The organism is Brucella sp. NBRC 14130 (assembly GCF_040371715.1).
GTDB classification, from domain to species: domain Bacteria; phylum Pseudomonadota; class Alphaproteobacteria; order Rhizobiales; family Rhizobiaceae; genus Brucella; species Brucella intermedia.
The window spans coordinates 40,215-52,992 of record NZ_BAABTE010000022.1; the positions used below are offsets into that span (position 1 = coordinate 40,215).

Here is a 12,778-nt window from a genome sequence, read left to right on the forward strand (position 1 = left end):
AGTCTTGCAGTGCGGACACAATTGGCGCATTAAAACCCGGCCCAGAAATGAGGGGCATCATATCAGCGACCCGATCAGAAGAGAGCGAATCGATGGCATCGACGAATCTCCACACAAGCAATAGTCCGCGTCCGCTTGACCGGCAGGATTTCCGCACGCTCGGCCTTTCGGCCCTTGGCGGCGCGCTGGAGTTTTATGATTTCATCATCTTCGTGTTCTTTGCCAGCGTCATCGGCCATCTGTTCTTTCCGCCCGACATGCCGGACTGGCTGGTGCTGATCCAGACCTTCGGCATTTTTGCAGCCGGCTATCTGGTGCGCCCTGTGGGCGGCATCGTGCTGGCACATTTCGGCGACAAGTTCGGCCGCAAGCGCGTCTTCGCCTTCTCCGTCTTTCTCATGTCCATCTCGACGCTGGCCATGGCCTGCCTGCCGACCTATGCGACGCTGGGCGTTGGGGCGCCGATCCTGCTGATCGTCTTCCGCATGTTGCAGGGCGCTGCCATTGGCGGCGAAGTGCCGGGTGCATGGACCTTCGTGGCGGAACACGTTCCGGCCAATCGCGTCGGCATGGCATGCGGGTTCCTTTGCTCGGGCCTGACGCTCGGCATCATGATCGGCTCGCTGATCGCGACTGCCATCAACTGGATTTTCACGCCGGAAGAACTGTCCGCCTTTGCGTGGCGCATTCCGTTCTTCATCGGTGGTATTTTCGGGCTGTTTGCCGTTTACCTGCGCCGCTGGCTGGCGGAAACGCCGATCTTCACCGAAATGAAGAACAGCCATCTGCTCAAGGACAAGCTGCCGCTCGGCACGGTGCTGCGCAACCATATGCATGGTGTCGTCATTTCCGTGCTGCTGACATGGATATTGTCGGCCGGTATCGTCGTCACCACGCTGATGACTGCGACTTTCCTCCAGAAGCTCTACGGTTACACGCCGCTGCAATCGCTTGCTGCCACAAGCTTCGGCACGCTGTTCCTGATGTTCGGCACGGTCGCCGCAGGCGCTATCGTGGACCGGATCGGCAGCGGGCGCTTCTTCGCCGTTGCAGGCATTTTCTTCGGTGTCGCGACCTTCGTCTTCTACACATATGCGGGGGTTTCCCTGCCCGTCCTCTTCGCGCTTTATGCGGTAATGGGGCTTTCGGTCGGCATGGTCGGCGCGGTTCCCTATGTGATGGTGCGCGCGTTCCCGGCGCCGGTGCGCTTCTCGGGCCTGTCGTTTTCCTACAATGTTTCCTATGCGGTCTTCGGCGGGCTGACGCCGGTGATCGTAACCTCGCTTCTGGCGGTCAACCCGATGGCCCATGCCTGGTATCTGGTGTTCATCGCCGTTCTGACCTGCGGGCTTGGCCTATACCTGATGGCCCGCAGCGATCAGGTCGAAGGCGAGATCGGTCTGACGGAGCTTTCGACCGGGACTGCCGTTCCACAGCCGAACTGAGAAGAAGGGCCGCGAAGGCGGCCTTTTCTTTTGCGCATGTCTTTATCCCAAAACCGGTTCCCACTTTTGGGAGACATGCTTAGTGTGCCGCGAGCTTTGCGGCACCGGGTTCCTTATCGTGGACGGCAAACCGGTCGATCATGTCCGCGCTTGCTTCATTGAAGCCGATCACCGAAACATCCGTGCCGCTGGCGCGATATTTCAGCACCACCTTGTCGAGCGCGCCGACCGAGGTGATATCCCATAGATGGGCATGACTGACATCGATCGTGACCTTGCGTGCAGGCGTTGAAAAATCGAAAGCTGCGATGAAGTTTTGCGCCGAGGCGAAGAAAATCTGACCCTCCACCGTATAGACGCGTTCGTTTCCGTTCTCGCTCGCGGTTTCGCTCACGCGGAACATTCTGGCGACCTTGCCTGCGAAGAACACGCCGGAAAGCAGAACGCCCACCAGAACGCCCTTGGCCAGGTCATGGGTGGAGACGACTGTAACAACGGTTGCCAGCATGACGATGGAGGAGGATGGCGGATTGCGGCGCAGGTCGAGGATCGAACGCCACGAGAAGGTGCCGATGGAGACCATGATCATGACTGCCACGAGCGCGGCCATCGGAATGATGCGCACCAGATCGTCGAGAACCAGAATCAGGAACAGCAGGAACGATCCGGCAACGAAGGTCGACAGCCTTCCGCGACCACCGGAGGAAACATTGATGACCGACTGCCCGATCATGGCGCAACCGCCCATGCCGCCGATCAGCGCCGAGGCGATGTTGCTGGTGCCCTGGCCGATGCATTCCTGGCTCTTGTTGCTGGTCGTATCCGTCATGTCATCGACAATCTGGGCGGTCATCAGCGATTCGAGCAGGCCGACCGCCGCAAGCGTGATCGAATAGGGCAGGATGATCTGCAGCGTTTCCAGCGTCAGCGGCACCTGCGGCAGGGCGAAGACCGGCAGTGCGGAGGGCAGTTCGCCGAGATCGCCGACGGTTCGCAAATCCATGCCGGTCGTCCAGGCAAGCGTGGTGAGCACGGCAATGGCGACAAGCGGCGAAGGGATCACCTTGGTGACGCGGGGGAACAGATAGATGATGGCGAGACCGCCTGCGATCATCCAGTAGGTCTGGATCGGGACATGGATGAGTTCGGGCAGCTGCGCCATGAAGATGAGGATCGCCAAAGCATTGACGAAGCCGGTGATGACCGAGCGTGAAACGAAACGCATCAAACGGCCCAGTTTCAGAAACCCTGCAAGAATTTGCAAAATGCCCATCAGGATGGTGGCGGCAAAGAGATATTGCAGCCCGTGTTCCTTGACGAGCGAAACCATCACAACTGCGGTTGCGGCGGTCGCAGCCGAGATCATGCCGGGACGTCCGCCGGTGAAGGCCGAAACACAGGCAATGGCGAAGGAGGCGAAAAGACCGATCTTCGGGTCGACGCCTGCGATGACCGAAAAGCCGATGGCTTCCGGAATGAGGGCAAGTGCTACGACGATGCCGGAAAGAATATCGCCGCGAATATTGGAGAACCACTCGCGGCGGTAGGCAGCAAGACGTGTCATTGAATTTTCCGCAAATAGAAAACGGACAGGAATGCCCGTATCAACATGGCCGATTGTAAAAATGGGGGATGTTGTTGCGTTGTCTGGCGGATAGGCGGCCAGAAGAGCCACCCGGGCTTTCACCGGGTCCTTGCGAATACGCTTGTATAAACAAAAAGAGCGCAGCAGGGCAATGACCCGCTGCGCTCTTTCCTGAACATTACTATTCAGAGAATCTTCTGCATGAAGGTCAGATCGAGCCAGCGCCCGAATTTCTGGCCGACCTGTCTCAGCGTGCCGCAATCCTCGAAACCCTGCGATTTGTGCAAGGCGACGGACGCGGCATTGCCAGCCTCGATGCCGGCAATCAGCACATGCACCTTGCGCTCGCGCGCTTCCTCCACAAGCTCGGCCAAAAGGGCGCGTCCGATGCCGCCGCCGCGGGCATTGCTCGCCACATAGATCGAAAGTTCGGAGGAATGGCGGAAGCCCTCGAACGGGCGAAACGGGCCATAGCTCGCATAGCCGAGTACAGCGCCGTCGCGCTCGGCAACCAGCACCGGAAAACCATCGCGGTTGCGGGCTTTCAGCCATTCGCGGCGGTTTTCCAGATCGACAAGCGTTTCGTTCCAGATGGCAAGCGTGTTCTCGACGGCATCATTGTAGATGGCCAGCAGGGCGGGGAGGTCTGCTTCCGTCGCGTGGCGGATGAGGAGGTTCATTGCGGGGGGCCTTGTCGGTAGCGATAGGTTTTACTGAAATAGTCCTCTTGGTCCACGATGTAAAAGAAAACGGCGGGATTTCTCCCGCCGTCAACAAATTGCATCCATCTGGCAAGCGCATTCTTCCCTCATCCTGAGGTGCGGCGCGAAGCCTCGAAGGGCCGAGGGAAACGCACGACAATCCTGTCCGAGCGGTTTGGGCAGCAAGATTGCCATCGGGCCGCTCGCCCCCCTCAGCCCTTCGAGACGGTTTCCTTCGCTGCGCTCAGGACACATCTTCAGGATGAGGGGGAGGAGGCGATGAATATCAGGACGCCTGTTTCAACTCTAGGCGGCGGCGATGCAGGACCGGCTCGGTGTAGCCGTTCGGCTGTTCGCGGCCCTTGAAGACGAGATCGCAGGCGGCCTGGAAGGCGATGGACTTGTCGAAGTCCGCAGCCATCGGGCGATAAAGCGGGTCGCCTTCGTTCTGCTTGTCGACCACGGCTGCCATGCGCTTCATGGTTTCCATCACCTGCGCCTCGGTCACGACGCCATGATAGAGCCAGTTGGCGATGTGCTGCGCGGAGATGCGCAGCGTAGCGCGGTCTTCCATCAGGCCGACATTGTTGATGTCCGGCACCTTGGAGCAGCCGACGCCCTGATCGACCCAGCGCACGACATAACCCAGAATGCCTTGTGCGTTGTTGTCGATTTCCTTCTGGATGTCTTCCGGCGTCCAGTTCGGGCGGGTTGCGACCGGCACCGACAGGATATCGTCCAGCCTGGCGCGCGGGCGGCTCTTCAGTTTCTCCTGAACGCTGGCAACGTCCACCTGATGATAATGCGTCGCGTGAAGGGTTGCGGCAGTCGGCGACGGCACCCATGCGGTGTTCGCCCCGGCCTTCGGATGCGCGATCTTCTGCTCCAGCATCGCGGCCATCAGATCGGGCATCGCCCACATGCCCTTTCCGATCTGTGCGTGGCCGGAAAGGCCGCATTCCAGCCCGATATCGACATTCCACTGTTCGTAAGCGCCGATCCATGCGGCCTGTTTCATGTCGCCCTTGCGGATCATTGGGCCCGCTTCCATCGAGGTATGGATCTCGTCGCCGGTGCGATCAAGGAAGCCGGTATTGATAAAGACCACGCGATCCTTGGCAGCGCGGATCGCTTCCTTGAGGTTGACGGTCGTGCGGCGTTCCTCATCCATCACACCCATCTTGAGAGTGTTGGGCTTCATGCCGAGCATTTCCTCCGTGCGGGCGAAAAGCTCGTTGGCGAAAGCCACTTCTTCCGGGCCGTGCATCTTCGGCTTGACGATATAGACCGAACCTTCGCGCGAATTCATGTGACGCCCGTTCGGACCAATATCGTGCAGCGCGATCAGGCTGGTGAAGGCCGCATCCATGATGCCTTCCGGCACTTCATTGCCCTCGGCATCGAGAATGGCCGGGTTGGTCATCAGGTGGCCGACATTGCGCACCAGCATGAGCGAACGGCCCTTGAGCGTCAGCGTGGAACCATCCGGCGTCTTATAGGTGCGGTCGCCATTGAGGCGGCGGGTCATCTGCTTGCCGTTCTTTTCGAACGTATCTTCTAGCTTGCCATTCATCAGGCCGAGCCAGTTGCGATAGACCCCAACCTTGTCTTCGGCATCGACGGCGGCGATGGAATCCTCGCAATCCTGGATCGTGCTGATGGCCGATTCCAGAACCATGTCGGCAATATGCGCCGGATCCGTCTTTCCGATCGGGTGGTCCGCATTGACGACAATGTCGACATGCATGTTGTTCTTGGCGAGAAGCACATTCGTCGGGGCGGCGGCATCGCCATTATAGCCCTTGAACTGGCTTTCATCCTTCAGTGCGGTTGCCGAACCGTCGGCGAGCCTGATTTCAAGCTTGCCGTCTTTCACGGAGAGACCGGCGACGTCGGCCCATTTGCCAGAGGCGAGGGGGGCGCTTTCATCGAGGAAGTTTTTCGCCCAGGCGATAACCTTTTCACCGCGCTTGGGATTGTAGCCCTTGCCCTTTTCCGCGCCATCGGCGTCGGAGATGGCATCGGTGCCGTAGAGCGCATCATAGAGCGAACCCCAGCGCGCATTGGCAGCGTTCAGCGCATAGCGCGCGTTCATGACCGGAACGACGAGCTGCGGACCGGCGATATGGGCGATTTCCGGATCGACATTGGCGGTCGACACCTTGAAATCTCCACCTTCGGGCAGGAGGTAGCCAATGTCTTTCAGGAACTGCTGGTAGTCCGCCTGGGTGTAACCCTTGTCGCGGTTCTGCTTGTACCAGGCGTCGATTTTGGCCTGAAGGTCGTCGCGCTTGGCGAGGAGGGCGCGGTTCTTCGGGGCGAGATCGCGGACGATAGCGGCAAAGCCCTTCCAGAACTTTTCCGGTTCCACACCGGTGCCGGGCGCGGCCTCCTTGGCCAGAAATTCCACCAGTTCGGGGGCAACGCGCAAGCCTTCTATCTCAACGTAATTACCGGCTTTCTGAGAAACCATGGCTCCGCCTCCTTCAAAATAAACAAAATTGCCGCCGGCACTCTTCAGTGCCAGCCGTCATGCCGCCTTTGAACCGCTTTGACGTGCGTTCGTCAATCGGGGCGCGGGCACATCATCTGTGACGCTGCGGCGAAAATAGCTTCTATAGCGATAACTTGGCGCGGATATCGTCCGGGGTAAAGCCCTGTTCGCGCAGCGATGCGAGCGCGGTATCCCGGCGGCTTTTCGACAGTTTCAATCCGTCGTCGCCCAGCACCAGATCATGGTGATGATAGAGCGGTTCCGGCAGGCCGAGCAACTTCTGCAGGAGCCGGTGCACGGATGTCGCGTGAAACAGATCGCGCCCGCGCACGACATGGGTGATGCCTTGCAGGGCATCGTCCACCACCACGGAAAGGTGATAGCTGGTCGGAGTGTCCTTGCGCGCAATCACCACATCGCCCCAGCGGGCGGGGTCGGCGACGACGCATCCCGTTTCATTATCCGGACCCGCACCGCTTTCATTCCAACTCAGGGGCTTGAACAGCGGTTCGCCTGCGGCGGCAATTGCCCGAAGCGCCTTGTCCATATTGAGCCGCCACGCATAGGGCATGCCCGATGCGATACGCTCCATCTGTTCCTTTTCGGTCAGATCACGTTCGCCCTGCGGATAAAGCGGCGTCCCGTCCGGGTCGGACGGCCATTCCTCGCCCTTGGCGAAAGCTTCGCCGATCTGCTCGCGAACCTCGCCCCGGCTGAGGAAGGCAGGATAGACGAGGCCCTTGTCGGCAAGTTTGGTAAGAGCATTGCGATAATCGCCAAAATGTTCCGACTGGCGGCGCACAGGGGTTTCCCATGTCAGGCCAAGCCAGCGAAGATCGTCGTAAATGCCCTGTTCCAGTGCAGGCGTGCAGCGTGCGGTGTCGATGTCTTCCATGCGCAGCAGAAAACGTCCGTTGCTCTTTGCCGCCATGTCCGCATTCAGGAGGGCGGAATAGGCATGGCCAAGATGCAACTGGCCATTGGGGCTGGGAGCAAAGCGGAAGACGGGTTGGGTCATGGCAGGTTCAATGTCAGTTGCCGGGGTCGGTTATCGGTGTCAGTTGCCGATGTCAGTTGATTGTCATCTGATTCCATTGGTACGGTGCCCGTCGCAGAAATGAAAGGCCAGGGGATGCGGCGGATCGATACATTGAGCGATATTGAAGCCGGGCTGGAGGCGCTGGTTCTCGCCGATACGCGGCTCGCCGATATTCGCAGCCGCTCCCATGCGGTGCCGCTGCGCCGGTCCGAACCGGGGTTTGAAAGTCTCGCCTCGATCATTGTCGCGCAGCAGGTATCGACGGCCAGCGCGGCCGCGATCTGGGCGCGTCTGAAACAGGCGATCGATCCGCTGACGCCGGAGACCTATATTGCGGGCGGGGAGGAGGCCTGGCGTTTTGCCGGTCTCTCGCGGCCAAAGCAGAGAACGCTTCTGGCTGTGAGCGAAGCGCTTGCCCGGGATGGCCTCGACCTGCACGGGCTTTGCGAACTGCCTGCCGGGGAAGCGATCGCGGCTCTGACGGCGATCAAGGGCATCGGCCCGTGGACGGCGGAGGTCTATCTGCTGTTTGCAGCCGGTCATCCGGACGTGTTTCCGGCGGGCGATGTGGCGTTGCAGACGGCTGTCGGCCATGCTTTTGCGCACGAGACCCGGCCCGATGCAGTGGCGCTTCGCAAGCTTGCGGAAGACTGGGCGCCGTGGCGGGGCGTGGCGGCGCGATTGTTCTGGGCCTATTATGCCGCCATCAAGGGACGCGAGGCTGCGCCGCTTCTGTAAATCTTGCGTGTTTCCCGAAGCATAAATGCGTTTCCGCTTCACAATCCTGTCACGTCGGGCTTACATTATCCACATCGGCTGATGACGGTATTTCGATTCGCAGAAGCTTGATTTTTCTGCGCATCGCCGCACCGTCTTCATGAGATTGGAGCGTCGTTGTTGCGCCCAAATGGACGCGCGGCGCTTCGATGAGAAGCGCAATTCCGCATGGAGAGCCATTTCGCCCTTTTTCGGAGTTGCTCTGAAGGAGGTGCGCCCTTGACTGTTGCCGTCTCGCCCAGAACCGTCTCGACCAGTGGCTTGCCCGCGCTGGTTCTGAACGCGGATTATCGCCCGCTCAGCTACTATCCTCTCTCGCTCTGGTCCTGGCAGGATGCGATCAAGGCGGTGTTTCTTGAACGCGTGAATATCGTGGCGGAATACGATCACATCGTTTCCTCGCCATCGTTTTCCATGCGCGTTCCGAGCGTCATCTGCCTGAAGGATTATGTGAAGCCGCCGCGTTATCCCGCGTTCACCCGCTTCAATGTCTTCCTGCGTGATCGTTTCGAGTGCCAGTATTGCGGATCGCAGCATGACCTGACCTTCGATCACGTTACCCCGCGTTGCCATGGCGGCGAGACGACGTGGGAAAATGTGGTCGCCGCCTGTTCACCATGCAATCTGCGCAAGGGCGGCATGATGCCCGCCGTCGCGCATATGTGGCCGCGCCAGAAGCCGGTCATGCCGACAGTGCAGGATCTGCACAATAACGGCCGCCTTTTCCCTCCCAACCATCTGCACGACAGCTGGCTCGATTTTCTGTACTGGGATGTCGAACTGGAGCCTTGATTCCTATAGTTTTCCGCTCTTACTTCCCACTTTTCGCAAAAGCGCCGTAGTAGCCGATCGCTGCAAAGAGCAGGCTTGCGACGACGTTCCATCCGGCAAAGGACAAGCCGAGGAAGTGGCCCGGCGCGCTATCGCATGCAGGCGGACGCGTGGAATTGAGGTCGCTCAGAAGATTGCCCGCATCCAGCGTGACCTTCATGGTCGCGGCGCTGCAATCGATCGGGCCGGGCCAGTATTTCAGTTCGACGCCGGTGTGATAGATCGCAAGCGCCAGCCCGTAGGTCATCAGCAGCGCGCCGATGAGAATCAGGCCGCGCGTCAGGATCGGGGGCCATTTCAGGCCGTAGGAGACCCACGCCGCCGCCAGAACCGGAACGCCGATATAATAAGGCGTGCGTTGTTCGAGGCAGAGCTTGCAGGGCATGAAGCCAGCCAGATGTTCGAAACCCAGCGCCGTGCCGACGGTTGCGGCAAGGCCGATGGTCATTATGCCCGCGGTCCATGCCTGTGTTTTGCCGACCGGATTATTGAGTGCAAACGCCATGTGGGTTTCCCTGAAAAGGTGCTCTGGATATATCTAAGCGCAAAATCTGCCTTGTTTCCAAGCAGTTCATTTTGACCGAGTTTGGGCGAACCGCTCAGGCGTGAAGGTATTTCACAGCAAAGAACAGCGCAATCAGGGCAACCGCCACCACGCTTGCGATCAGGCCCAGGCGCTTTTCGATGAAATGACGGATCGGTTCGCCATAGCGGCGCAGCAGCCAGGCCAGAAAGAAGAAGCGCGCGCCGCGCGCCACGATCGCCGATGCGATGAACAGCCAGATATTGATGCCCGCTGCACCGGACAGGATCGTCACCACCTTTATTGGCGGCAGATGCGAGAGGCCGGAGGTGATCAGCATCAACAGGATCGCATCGGCGCTGGTCGTGCCACGCAATTGCTCGAATGTGTCGAGCTTGCCGTACATTTCGAGCACCGGCTTGGCGATCTGTTCATAGGCGTGATAGCCCAGATACCAGCCTGCAATGCCGCCGAGGACGGATGAAACCGTGGCAATGAAGGCGTAGCGCCAGGCGCGCTCCGGCCTTGCTAGCGCCATCGGTAGAAACAGGACGTCGGCGGGTACGAGAAAGACGGAGCTTTCCACGAAGGCGATGATGGCCAGCCACCATTCGGCGGATTTTCTTGCGGCAAGCGAAATCGTCCAGTCGTAAAGGCGGCGCAGCATATATTTTCCAGATTATCTTCGGCGAAAGCCATATTAGCGATTACACCGTCTATAGATAAAAAAGATGGCGCGAACAATGCGCGCCATCCTCTTTGATACTGCTTTGCACCGGACAGTTCGGGAACGGACTGGAAACGGTTTTTGCTAACGCTTGTAGGCGCTGCAAATATATTTGGTTTCGAGATATTCATCGATGCCGTATTTGGAGCCCTCACGACCGAGGCCCGACTGCTTCACGCCACCAAACGGCGCGACTTCGTTGGAAATGAGCCCGGTATTATGGCCGACCATGCCGTATTCCAGCCCCTCGCTCACACGGATCGCGCGGCTGAAATTCTCCGTATAGAAGTAAGCGGCCAGCCCGAAGATCGTGTCATTGGCCATGGCGATGACTTCTTCTTCCGTATCGAAGGCAAAGAGCGGGGCCAATGGACCGAAAGTCTCTTCCCTGGCCACGATCATGTCGGTGGTCACGCCGGTCAGCACGCCCGGTTCGAAGAACAGACCCCCCAGTTCCTTGCCGCCGGTGATGAGCTTCGCTCCCTTGGACAGGGCGTCATCGATATGGGCCTTGACCTTGGTGATGGCTTTCGGCTCGATCATCGGCCCGATGACGACGCCCGGTTCCGTACCGTTGCCGACCTTGAGTTCCTTGACCTTCGCCGCGAGCTTTTCGGCGAACTTGTCGTAAATCCCGCGCTGCACATAGATGCGGTTGGCGCAGACACAGGTCTGTCCCGCATTGCGATATTTGGAGATCATCGCGCCATCGACGGCTGCGTCCAGATCGGCATCGTCAAAGACGATGAACGGCGCGTTGCCGCCCAGTTCCAGCGAGATGCGCTTGATGGTCGGCGCGCATTGCGCCATCAGCAGGCGACCGACTTCGGTGGACCCTGTGAAGGAAAGCTTGCGCACCGTTTCATTGCTCGTCAGCTCAGCGCCGATTTCGCGCGCCTTGCCGGTGACGATCTGCAGGACCCCGGCAGGAATGCCAGCCTTTTCGGCGAGAACACCCAGCGCCAGCGCCGTCAGCGGGGTCAGGTCCGCAGGGCGAACGATCATTGTGCAGCCGGCAGCCAGCGCCGGTGCTGCCTTGCGCGTGATCATCGCCGCCGGGAAATTCCATGGGGTGATTGCGGCGGTGACGCCGACCGGCTGGCGAATGACGGTCAGGCGCTGCCCGGTCTGCGGGGCAGGGATGGTGTCGCCATAGACACGCTTGGCCTCTTCAGCGAACCACTCGATGAACGATGCCGCGTAAAGAACCTCGCCGCGCGCTTCGGCAAGCGGCTTGCCCTGTTCGGATGTCATGATAAGAGCAATATCGTCTGCATTGGCAACGATCAGGTCGAACCACTTGCGCAGAATGGCGGCGCGTTCCTTGGCGGTCTTGGCGGCCCATGCCGGGAAAGCTTTTGCGGAAGCGTCGATGGCTTCCTTGATGGTCGCGACAGAAAGGGAGGGAACAGTGCCGATGACCGAACCGTCTGCCGGGTTGGTGACGTCAATCTTGGCGCCGTCCGTGGCGTCTATCCAGCGCCCGTCAACAAGGCATTGCGATTTGAGCAGCGAAGGGTCTTTCAAAGCGAGCATAGTGGTTTTCCATCCCAGTCTTGCAGAGAAAGCATGTTCAGTATATTGAACAGCTTACGGTATTTTGAATTAAACAGGCCGTCATTACCAAAGTCAAACGGTTAATCAGGCGGTCGATCAGGTGAATGGCAAGGCTATGACGAAAACGGCGAGCGACGAAGAGGGTTCCCAGAAACTGGTTCCGGCGGTCATGCGCGCGGCTCAAATTCTGGATCAGGTTGCAAAATCCGCGCAGGAAGGCGGCAAGGGTTCTGCGGACGGGCTCAAGCTTTCCGATCTTGCCCGCCGGACGGGCTTGCCGAAAAGCAGTGTGCATGGGCTTTGCCAGACATTGGTGCATCTCAAGCTCTTGAAGCTCAACGGCGACGGAAGCTTCACGATGGGATCGCAATCGGTGCGCTGGGCCAATGTGTTCATGGCGGGCAGCGACATTGTCGATGCGTTTCATGAGGCGGTGGCAGAGGCGGAAGGCCTTGGCGCGCATACATTGACGCTCTCGCATCTGGAAGGTCCGGAGGTCATTTATCTGTCCTGCCGCAACTCGACCGCACCTCTCGGAATCACGTTCCGCATCGGCATGCGGGTTCCGGCTGTCTTTACCGCGACCGGCAAGGCCATGCTGGCCGCGATGTCCCCGCAGGAACTGGCCCGTCATCTGCCCTCCGAATGGCCGGAACTGATCACCCCGGCCAGTGCGCCGTCGCTCAAGGTTCTGGAAGCGGAGATGGCGGAAGTAAAGGCACGAGGCTATTCACTGGATAATGGCCAGTTGCGCGAAGGCATGTTCTGCATTGGCGCGGCGATCTGCGACCGGCCGTTTCATCCAACGGCCGGGATCGCTTTGTCAATGATGGCTGCCGAGGCTCGCCCTGATATTATAGAAGACATGGGCAGGCGCGTGCGTGCACTTGCCAATGATGTGGCGGACCGCATGGGGTGGCTCTCTGCGTGAAGCGGATCGACGCTTATATATAGGGCCGCTTTGAGCGGCCCTTTTTCTTTGATGCCTGTGGAAAGAATTTTTGGAAAAAGTTATGATTGGTCGTTGACAGTTTTGTTTGGTGGGGTCTATATGGCGCCACAACGAGGGCGGCGGCGCCGCAAGCGGCAGGCTGATGCG

Annotated in this window: 11 protein-coding genes and 1 other annotated feature; of the genes, 4 read left to right on the forward strand and 7 right to left on the reverse strand. The window is 59.4% G+C overall.

Annotation, left to right across the window (positions count from 1 at the left end):
• Positions 1-92: 92 nt before the first annotated feature.
• Positions 93-1,445: an MFS transporter gene (locus ABWW28_RS25360; protein WP_006473247.1), complete on the forward strand. Its 1,353-nt coding sequence runs from the start codon at positions 93-95 to the stop codon at positions 1,443-1,445.
• 79 nt (positions 1,446-1,524) lie between these two features.
• On the opposite strand, the gene ABWW28_RS25365 is transcribed toward ABWW28_RS25360, so the two are convergent.
• The 4 genes from ABWW28_RS25365 to gluQRS form a co-directional block, all read right to left on the reverse strand.
• Positions 1,525-3,009 carry a SulP family inorganic anion transporter gene (locus ABWW28_RS25365; RefSeq protein WP_031347268.1) on the reverse strand — a complete coding sequence of 495 codons (1,485 nt, stop codon included), beginning with the start codon at positions 3,007-3,009 and terminating at the stop codon, positions 1,525-1,527.
• Positions 3,010-3,086: 77 nt separating this feature from the next.
• Positions 3,087-3,142 (reverse strand) — a sequence feature (sul1 is cis-regulatory element that is thought to sense ions involved in sulfur or methionine metabolism; They are found in Alphaproteobacteria).
• A gap of 73 nt (positions 3,143-3,215) precedes the next feature.
• Positions 3,216-3,710, reverse strand: a complete 495-nt coding sequence (locus tag ABWW28_RS25370; protein ID WP_021587958.1) for a GNAT family N-acetyltransferase — start codon at positions 3,708-3,710, stop codon at positions 3,216-3,218.
• A gap of 307 nt (positions 3,711-4,017) precedes the next feature.
• On the reverse strand, positions 4,018-6,204 hold the full coding sequence (locus ABWW28_RS25375) for a malate synthase G (protein WP_021587957.1): 2,187 nt from the start codon (positions 6,202-6,204) through the stop codon (positions 4,018-4,020).
• A gap of 142 nt (positions 6,205-6,346) precedes the next feature.
• Complete coding sequence (gene gluQRS, locus ABWW28_RS25380) at positions 6,347-7,243, reverse strand: tRNA glutamyl-Q(34) synthetase GluQRS (protein ID WP_021587956.1); 897 nt, start codon at positions 7,241-7,243, stop codon at positions 6,347-6,349.
• A gap of 114 nt (positions 7,244-7,357) precedes the next feature.
• Between gluQRS and ABWW28_RS25385 the strand changes: the two genes are divergently transcribed.
• A complete protein-coding gene (locus ABWW28_RS25385; protein ID WP_021587955.1) occupies positions 7,358-8,002 on the forward strand; it encodes a DNA-3-methyladenine glycosylase family protein in 645 nt (214 codons plus the stop codon).
• A gap of 258 nt (positions 8,003-8,260) precedes the next feature.
• Positions 8,261-8,833: an HNH endonuclease gene (locus tag ABWW28_RS25390; RefSeq protein WP_021587953.1), complete on the forward strand. Its 573-nt coding sequence runs from the start codon at positions 8,261-8,263 to the stop codon at positions 8,831-8,833.
• A gap of 19 nt (positions 8,834-8,852) precedes the next feature.
• Here ABWW28_RS25390 and ABWW28_RS25395 read toward each other — a convergent pair whose 3' ends face one another.
• The 3 genes from ABWW28_RS25395 to ABWW28_RS25405 all read right to left on the reverse strand — a co-directional run bounded on the left by ABWW28_RS25395 (position 8,853) and on the right by ABWW28_RS25405 (position 11,658).
• A complete protein-coding gene (locus ABWW28_RS25395; protein WP_021587952.1) occupies positions 8,853-9,377 on the reverse strand; it encodes a disulfide bond formation protein B in 525 nt (174 codons plus the stop codon).
• 94 nt (positions 9,378-9,471) lie between these two features.
• On the reverse strand, positions 9,472-10,062 hold the full coding sequence (locus tag ABWW28_RS25400) for a YqaA family protein (RefSeq protein WP_021587951.1): 591 nt from the start codon (positions 10,060-10,062) through the stop codon (positions 9,472-9,474).
• A 144-nt stretch (positions 10,063-10,206) separates the two neighbouring features.
• Entirely contained in the window at positions 10,207-11,658 is a 1,452-nt protein-coding gene (locus ABWW28_RS25405; RefSeq protein WP_021587950.1) for an NAD-dependent succinate-semialdehyde dehydrogenase, read from the reverse strand.
• A gap of 136 nt (positions 11,659-11,794) precedes the next feature.
• On the opposite strand from ABWW28_RS25405, the gene ABWW28_RS25410 reads away from it, so the two are divergent.
• Positions 11,795-12,610: an IclR family transcriptional regulator gene (locus ABWW28_RS25410; protein WP_021587949.1), complete on the forward strand. Its 816-nt coding sequence runs from the start codon at positions 11,795-11,797 to the stop codon at positions 12,608-12,610.
• Positions 12,611-12,778: the final 168 nt, after the last annotated feature.